Annotated in this window: 13 protein-coding genes and 1 rRNA gene; 2 read left to right on the forward strand and 12 right to left on the reverse strand. The window is 66.6% G+C overall.

Annotated elements, in window-relative coordinates; all coding sequences use genetic code 11:
- Positions 1 to 157: 157 nt before the first annotated feature.
- The 5 genes from BWQ92_RS02470 to BWQ92_RS02490 all read right to left on the reverse strand — a co-directional run bounded on the left by BWQ92_RS02470 (position 158) and on the right by BWQ92_RS02490 (position 7,188).
- Positions 158 to 1,683, reverse strand: a 16S ribosomal RNA gene (locus BWQ92_RS02470).
- Between the two features lie 545 nt (positions 1,684 to 2,228).
- The gene (gene tyrS / locus BWQ92_RS02475; RefSeq protein WP_076798084.1) at positions 2,229 to 3,542 is read right to left on the reverse strand and encodes a tyrosine--tRNA ligase; all 1,314 of its coding nucleotides are present in this window, start codon (positions 3,540 to 3,542) and stop codon (positions 2,229 to 2,231) included.
- A gap of 124 nt (positions 3,543 to 3,666) precedes the next feature.
- The gene (locus tag BWQ92_RS02480; RefSeq protein ID WP_076798085.1) at positions 3,667 to 5,895 is read right to left on the reverse strand and encodes a HelD family protein; all 2,229 of its coding nucleotides are present in this window, start codon (positions 5,893 to 5,895) and stop codon (positions 3,667 to 3,669) included.
- Positions 5,896 to 5,982: 87 nt separating this feature from the next.
- The gene (locus BWQ92_RS02485; protein ID WP_076798086.1) at positions 5,983 to 6,540 is read right to left on the reverse strand and encodes an adenine phosphoribosyltransferase; all 558 of its coding nucleotides are present in this window, start codon (positions 6,538 to 6,540) and stop codon (positions 5,983 to 5,985) included.
- 9 nt (positions 6,541 to 6,549) lie between these two features.
- Complete coding sequence (locus BWQ92_RS02490) at positions 6,550 to 7,188, reverse strand: DNA-3-methyladenine glycosylase (RefSeq protein ID WP_076798087.1); 639 nt, start codon at positions 7,186 to 7,188, stop codon at positions 6,550 to 6,552.
- A gap of 111 nt (positions 7,189 to 7,299) precedes the next feature.
- Here BWQ92_RS02490 and BWQ92_RS02495 point away from each other — a divergent pair, with 111 nt between their 5' ends.
- Both BWQ92_RS02495 and BWQ92_RS02500 read left to right on the forward strand, forming a co-directional pair.
- On the forward strand, positions 7,300 to 8,949 hold the full coding sequence (locus BWQ92_RS02495; RefSeq protein ID WP_076798088.1) for a DNA-3-methyladenine glycosylase 2 family protein: 1,650 nt from the start codon (positions 7,300 to 7,302) through the stop codon (positions 8,947 to 8,949).
- On the forward strand, positions 8,946 to 9,455 hold the full coding sequence (locus BWQ92_RS02500) for a methylated-DNA--[protein]-cysteine S-methyltransferase (RefSeq protein ID WP_076798089.1): 510 nt from the start codon (positions 8,946 to 8,948) through the stop codon (positions 9,453 to 9,455). The genes BWQ92_RS02495 and BWQ92_RS02500 overlap by 4 nt, the downstream gene beginning before the upstream one ends.
- A gap of 15 nt (positions 9,456 to 9,470) precedes the next feature.
- On the opposite strand, the gene BWQ92_RS02505 is transcribed toward BWQ92_RS02500, so the two are convergent.
- The 7 genes from BWQ92_RS02505 to argB all read right to left on the reverse strand — a co-directional run bounded on the left by BWQ92_RS02505 (position 9,471) and on the right by argB (position 16,821).
- Positions 9,471 to 10,235, reverse strand: a complete 765-nt coding sequence (locus BWQ92_RS02505) for a maleylpyruvate isomerase family mycothiol-dependent enzyme (protein WP_076798090.1) — start codon at positions 10,233 to 10,235, stop codon at positions 9,471 to 9,473.
- Positions 10,236 to 10,343: 108 nt separating this feature from the next.
- Positions 10,344 to 11,759: an argininosuccinate lyase gene (gene argH, locus BWQ92_RS02510; protein WP_076798091.1), complete on the reverse strand. Its 1,416-nt coding sequence runs from the start codon at positions 11,757 to 11,759 to the stop codon at positions 10,344 to 10,346.
- Positions 11,760 to 12,965, reverse strand: a complete 1,206-nt coding sequence (locus tag BWQ92_RS02515; RefSeq protein ID WP_076798092.1) for an argininosuccinate synthase — start codon at positions 12,963 to 12,965, stop codon at positions 11,760 to 11,762.
- Positions 12,966 to 13,041: 76 nt separating this feature from the next.
- Entirely contained in the window at positions 13,042 to 13,572 is a 531-nt protein-coding gene (locus tag BWQ92_RS02520; RefSeq protein WP_076798093.1) for an arginine repressor, read from the reverse strand.
- The gene (argF, locus tag BWQ92_RS02525; protein ID WP_076798094.1) at positions 13,572 to 14,579 is read right to left on the reverse strand and encodes an ornithine carbamoyltransferase; all 1,008 of its coding nucleotides are present in this window, start codon (positions 14,577 to 14,579) and stop codon (positions 13,572 to 13,574) included. The genes BWQ92_RS02520 and argF overlap by 1 nt, the downstream gene beginning before the upstream one ends.
- Positions 14,576 to 15,865 (reverse strand): acetylornithine transaminase, encoded by a 1,290-nt coding sequence (locus tag BWQ92_RS02530; protein WP_236783084.1) that lies wholly within the window; start codon positions 15,863 to 15,865, stop codon positions 14,576 to 14,578. The genes argF and BWQ92_RS02530 overlap by 4 nt, the downstream gene beginning before the upstream one ends.
- Positions 15,862 to 16,821 (reverse strand): acetylglutamate kinase, encoded by a 960-nt coding sequence (gene argB / locus BWQ92_RS02535; RefSeq protein WP_076798095.1) that lies wholly within the window; start codon positions 16,819 to 16,821, stop codon positions 15,862 to 15,864. Before argB ends, BWQ92_RS02530 begins: the two co-directional genes overlap by 4 nt.
- Positions 16,822 to 16,837 lie beyond the last annotated feature (16 nt).

Genomic DNA, 16,837 nt, shown 5'->3' on the forward strand with positions numbered 1-16,837 from the left:
TACTAAACCAGGGACAACGAACCGTCCGGCAGCTATTTATTGATATTCCACCCATGAGCACCCGCCACAGAACATCCGTCTGTGCTGCGGGCCTTTACTCCTGACAGCACCAGCCACCAGGCATACACCCGGCCACCATGCTGTAGGTGCTCCTTAGAAAGGAGGTGATCCAGCCGCACCTTCCGGTACGGCTACCTTGTTACGACTTAGTCCCAATCGCCAGTCCCACCTTCGACGGCTCCCTCCCACAAGGGGTTAGGCCACCGGCTTCGGGTGTTACCAACTTTCGTGACTTGACGGGCGGTGTGTACAAGGCCCGGGAACGTATTCACCGCAGCGTTGCTGATCTGCGATTACTAGCGACTCCGACTTCATGGGGTCGAGTTGCAGACCCCAATCCGAACTGAGACCGGCTTTTTGGGATTAGCTCCACCTCACAGTATCGCAACCCTTTGTACCGGCCATTGTAGCATGCGTGAAGCCCAAGACATAAGGGGCATGATGATTTGACGTCGTCCCCACCTTCCTCCGAGTTGACCCCGGCAGTCTCCCATGAGTCCCCACCATCACGTGCTGGCAACATGGAACGAGGGTTGCGCTCGTTGCGGGACTTAACCCAACATCTCACGACACGAGCTGACGACAACCATGCACCACCTGTGAACCGGCCCCAAAAGGAGAAACCACATTTCTGCGGCGATCCGGTCCATGTCAAGCCTTGGTAAGGTTCTTCGCGTTGCATCGAATTAATCCGCATGCTCCGCCGCTTGTGCGGGCCCCCGTCAATTCCTTTGAGTTTTAGCCTTGCGGCCGTACTCCCCAGGCGGGGCACTTAATGCGTTAGCTACGGCGCGGAAAACGTGGAATGTCCCCCACACCTAGTGCCCAACGTTTACGGCATGGACTACCAGGGTATCTAATCCTGTTCGCTCCCCATGCTTTCGCTCCTCAGCGTCAGTTAATGCCCAGAGACCTGCCTTCGCCATCGGTGTTCCTCCTGATATCTGCGCATTTCACCGCTACACCAGGAATTCCAGTCTCCCCTACATCACTCTAGTCTGCCCGTACCCACCGCAGATCCGGAGTTGAGCCCCGGACTTTCACGGCAGACGCGACAAACCGCCTACGAGCTCTTTACGCCCAATAATTCCGGATAACGCTTGCGCCCTACGTATTACCGCGGCTGCTGGCACGTAGTTAGCCGGCGCTTCTTCTGCAGGTACCGTCACTTTCGCTTCTTCCCTACTGAAAGAGGTTTACAACCCGAAGGCCGTCATCCCTCACGCGGCGTCGCTGCATCAGGCTTGCGCCCATTGTGCAATATTCCCCACTGCTGCCTCCCGTAGGAGTCTGGGCCGTGTCTCAGTCCCAGTGTGGCCGGTCACCCTCTCAGGCCGGCTACCCGTCGTCGCCTTGGTAAGCCATTACCTCACCAACAAGCTGATAGGCCGCGAGTCCATCCAAAACCGCAAAAGCTTTCCACCCCCCACCATGCGATGAGGAGTCATATCCGGTATTAGACCCAGTTTCCCAGGCTTATCCCAGAGTCAAGGGCAGGTTACTCACGTGTTACTCACCCGTTCGCCACTAATCCCCGGTGCAAGCACCGGATCATCGTTCGACTTGCATGTGTTAAGCACGCCGCCAGCGTTCATCCTGAGCCAGGATCAAACTCTCCGTTGAAGTAAAACAGACACAACCAGGCACAATGGAAATAACACCACACCCGGCTGCACAAAATTTGAAACCAGCCAAAACACCAGACCACACCACGGGGGTGGGCGGCCCGGCAATTCAACCAATCAATAAAAAATCGGTATCAATAAACTTGGCACACTATTGAGTTCTCAAACAACAGACACATTCGAATACTCTGCGAATACAATTTCCAGTTCAATAACCGGCAATTTCTTTTCCGCGTTTCCTCGCTGCGATGTTTCCAGCTTATTTCATTCATTCTCACTTTGCAAATCCGGGTTATTCACCCGATATTCACTTCGATGAATGAATCCGCCCAGCACTAAAGGAAGCTTTTCTTCTTTCAAGCTTTGAAGGTGAAGAATTGCTTCTCAGGGAAGGGGGTTTGTTCCCGCTCAGCGGCGGCGACTCAAAAAAGACAATACACGCTCCCCCACGGCCGTGCAAATCGGCCGCGGAGAAGCGTGCATTTGGTCGGTTCCGGTGCTAGGGCTCCGGTATCAACGGTTCCGGCGCGAAGCGTGCAAGTGCTAGACGCCGGTCACCTGCACCGTGGCCAGGTTCTTCTTGCCCCGGCGCAGCAGCAGGTACTTGCCGTGCAGCAGCTGTGACGAGGGAATCACCGCGTCCGGATCGGAGACCTTGGTGTTGTTGACGTAGGCACCGCCCTCGCCGACAACCCGCCGGGCTGCAGACTTGCTGTCCGACAGGCCCGAGGCAACCAGCAGGTCAATGATGCCAAGGCCAGTTCCATCCACAGAAGCGGACGGGAGTTCCGCCGTCGCCGCGGCAAGCGTCTGCTCGTCCAATACCGACAGGTCGCCATTGCCGAAGACCGCAGCGGAGGCGGCAATAACCTTTTCCGTCGCTTCGACACCGTGGACCAGCGAGGTGACTTCGTACGCGAGCTTCCGCTGCCCTTCGCGGGCGAAGGGGCGCTCAGCCACGGAAACCGCCAGTTCATCGATCTCGGCGCGGGTCAGGAAGGTGAACACCTTCAGCCGGTCGACGACGTCGGCATCCGCGGTGTTGAGCCAGAACTGGTAGAAGGTGTACGGGCTGACCATGGCAGCGTCCAGCCAGATGGCGTTGCCCTCGCTCTTACCGAACTTGGTGCCGTCGGCATTGGTGATGAGCGGAGTACCGAGTGCATGGACCGTCTTGCCCTCCACCTTGCGGATGAGTTCCGTACCGCTGGTGAGGTTGCCCCACTGGTCTGAGCCGCCGGTCTGCAGCACACAGCCGTAGTCGCGGTAAAGCTGCAGGTAGTCCATGCCCTGCAGGATCTGGTAGCTGAACTCCGTGTAGCTGATGCCTTCCTCAGAGTTCAGGCGTGAGGCCACGGCATCCTTGCGCAGCATCGTGCCCACGCGGAAGTGCTTGCCGACCTCGCGGAGGAAGTCGATCGCGCTCAGCGGTGCCGTCCAGTCGAGGTTGTTGACCATGCGGGCGGCGTTGGCGCCGTCAAAGCTGAGGAAGCGGCGGACCTGGGCCTGCAGGTAGCCGACCCATTCCGACACGGTGTCCTTCGTGTTCAGTGTGCGTTCCGCCGTCGGACGGGGATCGCCGATCAGACCGGTGGAGCCGCCCACGAGGCCGAGGGGCTTGTGGCCGGCCAACTGAATGCGCCTCATGAGGAGAAGCTGGACCAGGTTTCCCAGGTGGAGGCTCGGCGCCGTGGGATCGAATCCGCAGTAATACGTGACCGGCTCGCCGGCGAGGAGCTTTTCCAGTTCCACCTCGTCGGTGGATACGTGGACGAGGCCGCGCCATTTGAGCTCCTGCCAGATGTTGGCGAAGCTGGGGTCGTTCTGCTGGGATTCGAGGTCGTTTAGTTGTGACACGCCTTCTAAGTTAGCAGGATCAGCGCCACGCGGATGCGTGCCGGAGGCAGGCCCGGCCGCGGACGGCCGGACCTGCCCCGAAGGGACAACCAGCAAGGGACGAACCCGCAAGGGACAAAGCTGGTTAACGCTCGATGCCTGCCGGAACCTCATCGGCCGCGATCAGCCGCAGCCGTTGTGTGGGGCGGGTCATGGCGACGTACAGGTCGCCGACCCTGCCGTGTTCATGGTTCAGCATGGCACGCGGTTCCAGGACCACGACGCCGTCGAACTCAAGTCCCTTGGCCTCCCGCGGGCTGATGACCACCATGTCCTGTTCATAGCTGCCGGCACCGGTGCCCAGCCGGGAACCGTACTCGGCACGCAGCGCGGCCGTGGCCTCCCGCAGCAGGTCGCCGTCGGCAATCACGGCGAGCAGGCCGCCGTCGAGCGCTTCCAGCTCCTCGGGGAGGACCTCCACCAGCCGTTTTACCAGGCCGCCATGGTCAACACGGTCGATGACCGGCGACCAGCGGCCTTCCCGGACTGCCTTCGGGGCAGAGACCACCAGGCCGGCGGCGTTGGCCATGCGGGCCGCCGCCTCTGCGATTTGCGACGGCGTGCGGTAGTTCACCGTGAGCTCTTCAAGCTGCCAGCGGTCGCCGAACATCGGGGCGAGGGCTCCCTGCCAGGACTTAGCACCGGCCACGGAACTGGTCTGGGCGATGTCCCCCACGATGGTGAACGACTTGAGCGGGCAGCGGCGGACCAGGAGCCGCCACTGCATCGGCGACAGTTCCTGGGCCTCGTCGACGACGATGTGGCCGAAAGCCCAGGTGCGGTCGCTGGTGGCGCGCTCGGCGGCCGTCAGGCGGGCCTCGCGCTCCTCGTTTTGCTCAACGAGCTCCTCGGCCGACATCAGGACATCGACGCCGGCCGACTCCATGTTGACCAGGGTCTGCCGGGCGTTGGCCAGGGCGCGGGCACGGTCCTGCTCCTGCTGGGCGAGACCGCGGCCTGCTGCGGGGTCAAGCTCACCGAGGAGTTCCGCTGCTTCGTCGAGCAGGGGCACATCGGCCTCTGTCCACGGGGCGTCCGGAGCGCGCAGCAGGAGCTCGCGTTCCCGGGCGGTCAGCCCGGGCGTGCAGGCTTCGAGAAGGGCCGGTTTGCTGAGGAGTTCGCTTACGAGCTTCTCGGGCGTCATCGGCATCCAGCACAGGTTCAGCGCGATGCGCACGTCGCGGGCTGTCCGGACGTCCTCGGCGAGGTAGGAGCGGTCGGCGTTGTTGCCGATGTTGCCGGCCTCGACGAGCTCGGTCATCTGCTCGGTCAGCTCGCGGAGCAGGATCTTGACGAACGTAACGCGGGCCTCGTTGTGCGGCTTGCCGGTGGAGCGCGCGCGTTCACGGGCGCGCCGGACCTGCCGGGGCGTGAGGGTCAGCTTGCGGCCGTCGACTTCAAGGATCCGGTTTTCGGCCGGAATGCGCTGCCGGTTGGCCACGGCATTGGCGATGACCTCTGCCATGTCCAGCCGGCCCTTGATCGCGGCCACGTCGGCTTCCTGTTCCGGCACTGCGTTGATGCCCGGCATGAGCCTGCCGAGGCTGGCCATCACCACGCCGGTCTCACCCAGCGACGGCAGGACGCGTTCGATGTACTTCATGAACGACGACGACGGGCCCACCAGCAGCACGCCGGCGGACTTGAGCCGGTCACGGTGGGTATACAGCAGGTAAGCGGCACGGTGCAGGGCCACGGCCGTCTTGCCGGTGCCGGGTCCGCCCTGGACCACGAGCGCGCCGGAGATCGAGGACCGGATGATGCGGTCCTGCTCGGACTGGATGGTGCCCACGATGTCCGACATGCGGCCGGTGCGCTTGGAGTTCAGGGCGGCCAGCAGGGCACCCTCGCCCTGCAGGGAATCGGCGTCCGAGAGCATGTCGGCGTCCAGGACGTCGTCCTCGATGGCCTTGACCTCGCGGCCCTGCAGGATCAGGTGCCGGCGCCGGCGGACACCCTGGCGGTCGAACGCGGTGGCCTGGTAGAAGTGGCCTGCCTCCGGCGCGCGCCAGTCGACCATGAGCCGGACGAGGTCCTCGGTGGTGAGCCCGATGCGGCCGATGTACTGCGCCTCGCCGGAGTCCAGGTCCAGCCGGCCGAACACCAAGCGGTCGTCGACGGCGTCGAGCTGGGCGAGGCGGTCCTCGTACAGGGCAGCGAAGGCGTCGCGTTCGGAGACGTTCTGCATGGTGCCGACTGCTCCCGCACGGCGCACCTGGGCCAGCTGGGTGCGCTTTTCCTCGCGCAGTTCATCAAGCCGTGCGTAAAGACCGGCTACGTAGTCCCGTTCGTGGGCCAAATCGGCGTCGTGCATCGTTCCCCTATCGCTAAAGACAGACCGTCCATTCTATAACCTTTTCGGCTGGCGTGGCGGCTGTTGAGCTGCTTAAAGCAGGTTATCTCAGAGGCGCAGCAGCGACCGCACGCGGTGCCCGGCCAGCGCGGAGCGGCCGCGCAGCTCACCGAGCTCCATCACCACGCCGACGCCGGACACATGGACGCCGCAGCGTTCAAACAGGCGGGCGGCTGCCCCGAGCGTGCCGCCGGTGGCGAGGACGTCGTCCAGGATCAGCACCCGGCTGCCGCGCGCCAGGTCCGTCTTGTGCAGCTCCAGCGTGGAGGTGCCGTATTCCAGGGCGTAGTCCTCCGAGTACACCTCGCGCGGCAGCTTGCCCGCCTTGCGCACCGTAACAACGCCGGTGCCGGTGGCGTAGGCCGCGGCGGCAGCGAGCAGGAACCCGCGCGCCTCGACGCCGGCCACGGCGTCAAACTGCCCCTTGAAGGGCTCAACGAGCGCATCAACAACTGCCCGGAACGCGGGACCGTCGGCGAAGACGGGGGTCAGGTCCTTGAAGATGATGCCGGGCTTGGGATAGTCCGGAACCGTCGCGCAGAGGCTGGTGATGAGTTCGTCGACGGGACGGGACCTGGGCGCAGGAGGACGTTCGCTGGAGTTCACCCGTCAAGCCTACGCCCGCGGCGGACGCGCCTTCGCCGCCTTGTAGCGGGATACGGTGGGGTCCCCGGTGATCCAGAACCGCCACGGATAGTCGTGGGTGCCGCCGTGCCCGGCGACGCCCACCCTGGGCCCGGAACTGACATGGGCGGCCGGGGCGTGCGGCAGCACCAGGCTGAAAGGGGAACTCAGGGCGTCCCGCCCGCTGTCCTCGGTGGTCAGCCCGAGTGCCGTGGCCAGCCGGGCGGGTCCGCTGGCCAGGTCCTTCGGCGCTTTCGACGTCGGACGCCGCGCCAGCGCCAGGTCGCGGCCCTCGACGATTTCCCCGGCACGCAACAGCACGGCCGAGGCATGGCCCGCCGGACCGCAGACGACGTTGGCGCAGTTGTGCATGCCATACGTGAAGTAGACGTAGAGGTGGCCGGCCGGGCCGAACATGGGCGCGTTCCTGCGGGTGGGCCCGCGGTACGTGTGGGAGCCGGGATCCGGATGGAGCGAATCCACAGGTCCCATGTACGCCTCGAGTTCCGTGATCCGGACCGCGACGGTACCTTCCTCGCCGGCATGCGTCAGTATCGCGCCAAGGAGCAGCGGGGCAATCTCCCGCGCGTCGCCGGACAGGAACTGCCGCACAGGGCCGCTGGTGGTCATGCCCCGACTTTACCGAAGCGCCGGCCGTGCAAACGGATACCCCGGAAGTCACCCCACGGCCATGTCCGATTTCCGCTAGCACGGCCCTTGGGCGGCTGGCAGGATGGAGTCATGGACTTCTGGCAGCGCTACCGCGCCATCGACGCGCGGGACACACGCTTCGACGGGCAGTTCTACACAGCGGTGCGGACCACGGGCATCTACTGCCGGCCGTCATGCCCGGCGCGGACCCCGAAGGCGGAGAACGTCACCTTCTATGAGACGTCCGCCGCCGCGCATGAAGCCGGATACCGCGCGTGCAAGCGCTGCCTGCCCGAGGCCGTGCCGGGCACACCGGCGTGGAACCTGCGCTCGGACATTGCCGGCCGGGCCATGCGACTGATCAACGACGGCGTGATCAACCGCGACGGCGTTGAGGGGCTGGCAGCGCGGCTGGGGTATTCGTCCCGCCAGCTCAACCGGATCCTCAGCCACGAGCTCGGCGCCGGGCCCCTGTCCCTGGCCCGGGCCAGCAGGGCACAGACCGCCCGCACGCTGTTGGTATCCACATCGATGAAGCATGCCGACGTCGCCTTCGCCGCGGGTTTCAGCAGCGTCCGCCAGTTCAACGAGACCGTGGCCGAGGTGTTCGACATGACGCCGACCGCCCTGCGTGGCACCGCCCGGCACCATCCCTCGGCCGCGAGTACCTCCCTCACCTTGGCTCTCCCCTACCGCGAGCCATTCGACCCCGGCGTGTTCAGCTTCCTCGCCGCCCGTGCCATTGCCGGCATTGAGGCCGGAACCGCAACGTCCTATGGGCGGACGCTGAGACTGCCGCACGGGGATGCGCGCTTCAGCGTGGAGTACACCGGTGCAGGGAACAGTCCCGTACAGGACGGCACCGTAGCAGGTGGCGCCGTAACCGGCAGGACTGTGGCGTACGACGGCGGGCCGCAGCGGCAGCCGCTGGTGCTCACCATCAGCGCGGTGGACCTTAGGGACCTGCCTGCCCTGCTGAGCAGGGTACGCCGGCTTTTCGACCTCGACGCCGATCCCATCGCCATCGACGGGGCACTGGGAGCCGATCCCCGGCTTGCGGCGTCCGTGGGGGCAGCCCCGGGGATCCGCCTGCCGGGAGCCCTGGATCCGCAGGAACTGCTGGTCCGGGCCATGGTGGGGCAGCAGATCACAGTGGCCGCCGCCCGTTCGGCCCTCACAGAGCTGGCCGCTGCCGGAAGTCACAGCGCGGCTGCGGGCGACGGGCTGACCCGGCTCTTCCCGTCCCCCGCGCAGATCGCGGAAGCCGGAGCTGAACTGCTTCGCGGCCCGCGGCGCAGGATAGAGTCTCTGCTGGCCGTCGCCACGGCTTTGGCTGACGGGACGCTGGACATTGGCTACGGGGACGATCTGCCGGGTCTTTCCGCCAAGCTGCTTCCATTGCCCGGCGTCGGGCCGTGGACGGTGGGCTATGTGGCCATGCGGGTCCTCGGCGCACCGGACGTTTTCCTCGCCAACGACGCCGCGGTGCGGAACGGAATCCGGGCGCTGCCGGCTGGATTCAATGATTCCGGTTTCGGTGATCCCGGCGATATCGGTGATCCCGGTGCCCCGCCCCCGGTAACCGGCAGTCCCCGAGGTGGCACCGCCCCGTCGTCGGACTTCCGGGAAGCCAGCCCGTGGCGTTCGTACGCCACCATGCATCTGTGGCGGGCAGCCGCCGCCGTGCCAAGAACCTCCACCGCCCGCAAGGCGCAAACAACGAAAGAAGCAGTGCGATGAAAGCCCAGCTCCTCACCATGTCGACGCCGGATGGGCCGTTCACCATCATCGCCCGCGACGGCCTAGTGCTCGCCTCAGGCTGGACCGCCGACCCGAAGGAGCTCACCGGCCAGATCCATCCGGAACTGCTGCCCGACGCGTACGAAGCGGTGGAGCACCTCGGACTGATTTCCGCGGCGGTGGAGGCCTTCTACGCCGGCGATCCGGCGCCGGCCATGGGCGTGCCCGTGCTGCAGAAGTCGGGCCCGTTCCGCGCCCATGCCTGGGACGTGCTCCGGACCGTCAGCCCGGGGGCACCGGTCACCTACACCGAATACGCGGAGCTGTCCGGCAATGCGAAGGCAGTCCGGGCCGCGGCCAGCGCCTGTGCCTTCAATGCCGCGGCGCTGTTCGTGCCGTGCCACAGGGTGATCCGCACGGACGGCACGATGGGCGGGTTCCGCTGGGGTCTGCGGATCAAGGAAAGCCTGCTGGCCCGCGAAAAGCAGGGTCTCTCTGCCGGTTGAGTGCTGCCGGTTGAGCTACTTGGCGGGCACCCCGGAAGGCCACGGCAGCAGTTCCGGCAGGTCCACCCCGTCGGCAGCGGCGGCGGCGCGCAGGCTGCCGAGCGACGGTTCCCGTCCGGCGAGCCACGCCGCAATGTCGGTGACCATCCCGCTGATGACAGTGGAGCGGCCGCCGGTGCCGATCGTCGTGGGAGGCATGCCCAGAGGCTGCAGTACGAGCTTTTGGTCCTCCGGCACACGCGCGGCCAGGAAACCGAAGAGGTGCTCACAGAACTGCCTGCTCCACGTTTCGGGACCTCGGCCGGTGTTGAGGTCCGAGGCGTGAATCACGAGTTCGCGCCAGAGCGCAAGGCCGCCGTCCAGCACCACTCCCCCGCGGTAGGAAATCGGCGCGCGCCAGCCGCCGGCACCAGACGCATCAGCGTCCAGCGCGTCGAAGGCGCGCAGTGCCCGGTCCAGAGCTGAGTCCAGGTCCGCGCGGTGCTGCTCCAGAGCATGTCCGGCGCTCATTTCGATAGCTTTCGTGCGCCCGTCATAGCCGCCGTCGTACAGTTCCACCGTTTCCCCGCGCGCGGCGTATTCGAGCTGCCGCGCCATCGCGTTGGAGATGCCGGCGATATGCGCGAGGACGTGCCCGCGGGTCCAGCCCGGAAGGGCCGACGGCCCCCGGACATCAGCATCGGTGAGTTTCGCTGTCAGAGAGGTCACTACGTCGGCAGCTTTGTGGAGTTCGGCGCGCAAAGTATCCGGCGCGAGGGTGCCTGGTGTGATTGCCGTCATGCCGCCATCCTACGCACGGTTTATCCCGCTTAACGCAGCGAGGTGGCATTAGCCGCAATAGTTCCGAAGAACATTGCCGCCAAAATGCCACCTCGCGTGGGCGGAGTGCTACCCCGCGTACTCGCGGACGCCCTTTAGCTCGCCTTCCAGCGCAGCAAGCTGGCGTTCGACGGCGGCCGGTGCCGTGCCGCCCTGCGAGTTCCGGCTGTTGAGGGAGCCTTCCGTGCTGAGGACGCTGCGGACCTCCGGCGTGAGGTGCTCCGAAATGGCGGCATACTCCTCGTCCGTCAGGTCCCACAGTTCCACGTCGCGGCTTTCGGCCTGCTTCACGGCCGCGCCGGACAGTTCGTGCGCTTCGCGGAAGGGCACGCCCTGGCGGACCAGCCATTCGGCGATGTCCGTGGCCAGCGCGAAGCCCTGCGGCGCCAGCGACTCCATCCGGTCGGCATTGAACTTCAGCGTGGCAATCATGCCCGAGACCGCCGGCAGCAGCAGCTCCAGCGTGTCTGCCGCGTCGAACACCGGCTCCTTGTCCTCCTGCAGGTCGCGGTTGTACGCGAGCGGCAGGCCCTTCAGCGTGGCCAGCAGGCCGGTGAGGTTTCCGATCAGCCGGCCGGCCTTGCCGCGGGCCAGCTCTGCCACGTCCGGGTTCTTCTTCTGCGGCATGATGGACGATCCCGTGGAGTAGGAATCGTGCAGCGTGACGAAGGAGAACTCCTTGGTGGCCCAGAAGATGACTTCCTCCGACACGCGGGACAGATCCACGCCGATCATCGCGGCCACCCAGGCGAACTCGGCAAAGACATCGCGGGACGCGGTGCCGTCGATCGAGTTGTGGACGGCCGAGTAGAAGCCCAGGTCCGCGGCCACGGCCTCGGGGTCCAGGCCAAGCGAGGAACCGGCCAGGGCCCCCGAACCGTACGGCGAAACGCCGGCGCGCTTGTCCCAGTCCTGCAGCCGCTGCAGGTCGCGCAGCAGCGCCCAGGCGTGGGCCAGCAGGTGGTGGCTGAGCAGGACGGGCTGGGCGTGCTGCAGGTGGGTGCGGCCGGGCATTGCCACGCCGGGGTGGGCTTTGGCCTGTTCCACGAGCGCATCGATGGTGGCCAGCACGCCGCGGGCGATGATCCGGGCGTGGTCGCGCAGGAACATGCGGCCCAAGGTGGCCACCTGGTCGTTGCGCGAACGCCCCGCCCGGAGCTTTCCGCCGAGCTGGGTTCCGGCGCGCTCGATCAGTCCACGTTCCAGCGAACCGTGCACGTCCTCATCGGATTCCGCCGGGACGTAGGCGCCCGACGCGACGTCCGCATCCAGCCGGTCCAGGGCGGCGAGCATGCCTTCGAGCTCGGCGCCGTCCAGCAGTCCGGCCTTGTGCAGCACGCGCGCGTGCGCCTTGGAACCGGCGATGTCGTAGCGGGCCAGGCGCCAGTCGAAGTGCGTGGACTTGCTCAGCGCCGCGAGGGCATCGGCGGGGCCGCCGGCGAACCGGCCGCCCCAGAGCGCGCCCTCATTGGTTGCGGATGCCATTTACTTTCCTGCGACGCGGATGTCGCGGCCGGAGGCAACCTTGGCGGACATGCCCCACAGTTCGATGAAGCCGCGCGCCATGGACTGGTCGAACGTGTCGCCGGTGTCGTAGGTAGCCAGGTTGAAATCGTAGAGCGCGGTCTCGGAGCGGCGTCCGTTGACGATCGCCTGGCCGCCGTGCAGCACCATGCGGATGTCGCCGGTGACGTACTTCTGGGTGTCCTCGATGAAGGCGTCCAGGGAGCGCTTCAGCGGGGAGAACCACTGGCCGTCGTACACCAGCTCTGCCCAGCGCTGGCCAACGGTGGCCTTGAAGCGGGCCTGCTCGCGCTCGATGGTGACGTCCTCGAGGTGCTTGTGCGCGGTGATGAGCGCCATGGCGCCCGGTGCTTCGTAGATTTCGCGGGACTTGATGCCCACGAGGCGGTCCTCGACGACGTCGATGCGGCCCACGCCCTGTGCGCCGGCGCGGCGGTTCAGTTCCTTGATGGCCTGCAGCGGGGTGACCTTTACGCCGTCAATTGCGACGGGCACGCCTGCTTCGAAGGAGATGGTGACCTCATCCGGTGCCGGCGGGAATTCCGGGGTGGCGGTGTAGTCGTAGATGTCCTTGGTAGGGGCGTTCCAGATGTCCTCGAGGTAGCCGGTTTCGACGGCGCGTCCCCAGACGTTCTGGTCGATCGAGTACGGGTTCTTCTTGGTGGTCTCGATCGGCAGGCCCTTTTCCTCGGCGAAGGCGATGGCCTTGTCGCGGGTCAGGGCGAGGTCGCGGACGGGCGCGATGCACTTCAGGTCCGGGCCGAGGGTCTGGATGCCCACTTCGAAGCGGACCTGGTCGTTGCCCTTGCCGGTGCAGCCGTGGGCCACGGTGGTGGCGCCGAATTCGCGGGCCGCCTTGACCAGGTGCTTGACGATGACGGGACGGGAGATGGCGGACACCAGCGGGTAGTGGCCCTGGTAGAGGGCGTTGGCCTTCAGGGTGGGCACGCAGTATTCGTTGGCGAACTCGTCGGACGCGTCGGCCACGTAGGCCTCGACGGCGCCGCAGCCGAGGGCGCGCTGGCGGATGGTTTCCAGCGATTCGCCGCCCTGTCCGACGTCGACCGCCACGGCGATGACCTCGGCGCCGGTGGCTTCACCGATCCAGCCGATGGCTACGGAAGTATCCAGGCCACCTGAGTAGGCCAGAACAATACGCTCAGTCACGGAACATGCTCCTTAGTTGTTTGTTTGTGTTTTCGTTTGTCTTGGAGGCAGCGGCGGGGTTCCGGAAGGGGCCGGCCTATTGGCCGGCTTCCTCTGCGAGCTGCAGGAACCGGGCAGCCAGGTCCGGCCCGCCCAGCGGGTCCCGGGCCACGAGCAGCACGGTGTCGTCCCCGGCGATGGTGCCCAGGATCGAGGGCATCACCGAATGGTCGATGGCGAGGGCGAGGAAGTTCGCCGCGCCGGGCGGGGTGCGGAGCACCACGAGATTGGCCGATGCCTCGGCCGTGACCAGCAGTTCGCCGCAGAGCCGCGCGAGCCTGGCATCGAGGATTTCCTGGCTTACCCCGCTCTTGGCCGCCCGCTCCCCGCCTTCGCCGGGGACGGCGTAGACCAGCACGCCCTCTTTGCCCCGGACGCGGACGGCACCGAGTTCCACAAGGTCGCGCGACAGCGTGGCCTGGGTGACCTGCACGCCGTCGTCCGCCAGCAGTGCCGCAAGCTCCGCCTGGGAACGCACCGATTCGCCGGTCAGGATCGCGGTGATCCGAGCCTGGCGGGCGGTTTTGGTGGCCGGGCTCGCGCCGGGGGCCGCCGGGTTGGTGGACACTAGAACGTGCTCTCCCCGGTGCCCTCAACGGGGGAAAGCCCGTCGACGAAAGCCAGCCCGGACCGGTGCATGAGCCAGGCCATGAGCCCCTTCTGCGCATGCAGGCGGTTCTCGGCCTCGTCCCACACGATCGACTGCGGACCATCGATCACGCCGGCCGAGATTTCGTAGCCGCGGTAGGCGGGAAGACAGTGCAGCACCACGGCGTCCGCGGCGGCCTGGGCCAGCGCGGCCTCGTCCACGGAGTATTCACGGAACAGCTGCAGCCGCGCCGCCTTCTCCGCTTCCTGGCCCATGGAAACCCAGGTGTCAGTGGCGACGACGTCCGCTCCCTTGAGTGCCTCCGCGGCATCGGTGGTGATGAGGACGGAGCCGCCGGTCTCGGCGGCGCGTTCCTGGGCGGCGGCCACGATCCCGGCGGCGGGCAGGTAGCCCTCCGGGCCGGCGATCCGGACGTGCATGCCGGCCGTGACGCCGGCCAGCAGGTAGGAGTTGGCCATGTTGTTGGCGGCGTCGCCGAGGTAGGCCATGGTGAGGCCCTTGAGTTCGCCCTTGTGCTCCTTGACCGTCAGCAGGTCGGCGAGCAGCTGGCACGGGTGGTAGTCATCGCACAGGGCGTTGATCACCGGAACCTTCGAGTTCTCAGCCATGGCAACCAGGCCGGAGTGCGCGCCGGTCCGCCACACGATGGTGGAGACCATGCGCTCGAGGACCTTGGCGGTGTCCTCGACGGACTCCTTGTGCCCGATCTGCGCCTCGCCTGGGTTGATGATCAGGGCGTTGCCGCCCATATCCGCCACGCCGGTGGCAAAGGAGACCCGGGTCCGGGTGGAGGTCTTGTCGAAAATGACGGCCACGGTCTTGCGGCCGCTGCCTTCGGCGGCGAACGGCTGGATGCTGTACGGCGCGGCCTTCATCCGGCCGGCGAGCTCCAGGACTTCCGCCTGCTCGGCAGGGGTGAGGTCCGTGTCCTTGAGGAAGTGGCGGATGGTGCCGGTGGAAGTCACTGTGCGTCCTTTGCGGTTTGCAGGATGGCCGGAAGGGCGGCCAGGAAACGGTCCGCCTGTTCCGTGGTGAGGATGAGCGGCGGGGCCAGGCGGATGGTGCGCGGGCCGGGGCTGTTAATGATGAAGCCGGCGTCCAGGGCTGCGGTCACGGCTGCGGGGGCGACGTCGGCGTCCAGGTCGAAGCCGATCAGCAGTCCCTCGCCGCGCACCTTCGTGACACCGTCGACGGCGGCCAGCGCCTTCCGGAAATGGTCACCCACGCTGCGGACGTTCTCCAGCACGTGCTGGCTTTCGATGGCGTGCAGCGTGGCCAGTGCGGCCGCGGTGGCCACCGGGTTTCCGCCGAAGGTGCTGCCATGCTGCCCGGCGGACAGGAGCGACGACGCCTGCTCCCCGAACGTGATGAGGGCGCCGATCGGGAATCCGCCGCCGAGGCCCTTGGCCAGCGTGATGGCGTCCGGCACGATCCCGGCGTCCTCGCTGGCCAGCCACTTGCCCGTGCGTGCGATGCCCGTCTGCACCTCGTCCAGGATCAGCAGCGCACCGGCTTCGGAGGTGGCTTCACGCGCCGCCTTCAGGTAGCCGGCCGGCAGGGGCCGGACGCCTGCCTCGCCCTGGATGGGCTCGAGGAAGACGGCGGCGACAGTGTCGTCGACGGCGTTGCGCAGGGCCTCGATGTCCCCGAACGGAATGTGCTCCACTCCCCCGGGCACGGGCTCGAAGGGGGTGCGGTAGGCCTCCTTGGCGGTGAGCGCCAGCGCGCCCATGGTCCGGCCATGGAATGCGCCTTCGAGCGCGATGATCCGGCTGCGGGGCTTGCCGCCGGCCTCACCCGCTGCGGAACCCGAGTTCCGGCGGGCCAGCTTGAAGGCGGCTTCGTTGGCCTCGGTGCCGGAGTTGGTGAAGAACACCTTGGAGCCGGCAGGCGCTGCGCTGAGCTCCAGGAGCTTTTCGGCCAGGGCGATCTGGGTGGGGCTGGTGAAGAAGTTGGAGACATGCCCGAGGGTGGCCAGCTGGCTGGAGATCACCGAGGTCACGAACGGGTGGGCGTGGCCCAGCGCGTTGACGGCGATGCCGCCGAGGAGGTCCAGGTATTCCTTGCCATCGGCGTCCCAGACGAGGCAGCCGGCGCCGCGGACCAGCACCCGCTGGGGCGTGCCGAAGACGCCCATCAGCGACGAGGAGTAGCGCGCCAGCCACTCGGAGCCGCTGCTGCTGGGGACTATTGTGGTTGCGGCGGCCGCCCCAGCGTCAGGGGCCTGGCTCACGTCAACAGTTTCGTTCATGCGTTCGTCTCCTCGTCCGGGACCACCTGGGTGCCGATGCCCGCCGTCGTAAATGTTTCAAGAAGCATTGAGTGCGGCAGCCGGCCGTCCACAATGTGCGCCCGCTCCACGCCCTCGTCAATGGCCTTGAGGCAGGCGGCCATCTTCGGGATCATGCCGGATTCGAGCCTGGGGAGCATGTCCCGCAGCTCCGAGGCCGTCAGCGAGGAAATCAGCGAGGATTTGTCCGGCCAGTTGGCGTAAAGGCCTTCGACGTCGGTCAGGATGACCAGCTTCGAGGCGCCCAGCGCGGAGGCGACGGCGGCCGCCGCTGTATCCGCGTTGACGTTCAGGACCTGGCCGGTTGGCTGGAAGCGCGCTGTGCCGGTCACGCCGTCACCGGCGTCGGTGATCTCCGGGGCGACGGTGGAGATCACGGGGATCCGGCCGGCGTCGAGAATGTCCACGATGCCGGCGGGGTCCACGCCGACCACCTCGCCCACGAGGCCGAGGTCCACCTCCTCGCCGTCAACCACGGTACCGGTGCGGACGGCGCGCAGCAGGCCGCCGTCCTCGCCGGACATGCCGACGGCGTACGGCCCGTGCGAGTTGATCAGGCCCACCAGTTCACGGCCCACCTGGCCGGTGAGGACCATGCGCACCACGTCCATCGCCTCGGGCGTGGTCACGCGCAGGCCGCCCTTGAACTCCGACTCGATGCCTAGCCTGCCCAGCATTGAGTTGATCTGCGGGCCGCCGCCGTGGACCACCACGGGGTGGATGCCCACGTGGTGGAGGAACACGACGTCCTCGGCGAAAGCGCGGCGCAGTTCATCGTTGACCATGGCGTTGCCGCCATATTTGATCACCATGGTGGTTCCGGCGAAGCGCTGGATCCACGGCAGGGCTTCGATGAGCGTGCCTGCCTTGTCCTGGGCATCACTCATGGACGTTGATTCGCGGGTCTGGGTGTTCATGCGGCTGGTTCTCCAG

The organism is Arthrobacter sp. QXT-31 (assembly GCF_001969265.1).
Lineage (GTDB): Bacteria > Actinomycetota > Actinomycetes > Actinomycetales > Micrococcaceae > Arthrobacter.

Excerpts from the sequence above, each read along its gene's own strand:
- BWQ92_RS02480 (WP_076798085.1), bottom strand. The coding sequence starts at position 5,895 with ATGCACGACGCCGATTTGGCCCACGAACGGGACTACGTAGCCGGTCTT.
- BWQ92_RS02490 (WP_076798087.1), bottom strand. The coding sequence starts at position 7,188 with ATGACCACCAGCGGCCCTGTGCGGCAGTTCCTGTCCGGCGACGCGCGG.
- BWQ92_RS02495 (WP_076798088.1), top strand. The coding sequence starts at position 7,300 with ATGGACTTCTGGCAGCGCTACCGCGCCATCGACGCGCGGGACACACGC.
- BWQ92_RS02500 (WP_076798089.1), top strand. The coding sequence starts at position 8,946 with ATGAAAGCCCAGCTCCTCACCATGTCGACGCCGGATGGGCCGTTCACC.
- BWQ92_RS02505 (WP_076798090.1), bottom strand. The coding sequence starts at position 10,235 with ATGACGGCAATCACACCAGGCACCCTCGCGCCGGATACTTTGCGCGCC.
- argH (WP_076798091.1), bottom strand. The coding sequence starts at position 11,759 with ATGGCATCCGCAACCAATGAGGGCGCGCTCTGGGGCGGCCGGTTCGCC.
- BWQ92_RS02530 (WP_236783084.1), bottom strand. The coding sequence starts at position 15,865 with ATGAACGAAACTGTTGACGTGAGCCAGGCCCCTGACGCTGGGGCGGCC.
- argB (WP_076798095.1), bottom strand. The coding sequence starts at position 16,821 with ATGAACACCCAGACCCGCGAATCAACGTCCATGAGTGATGCCCAGGAC.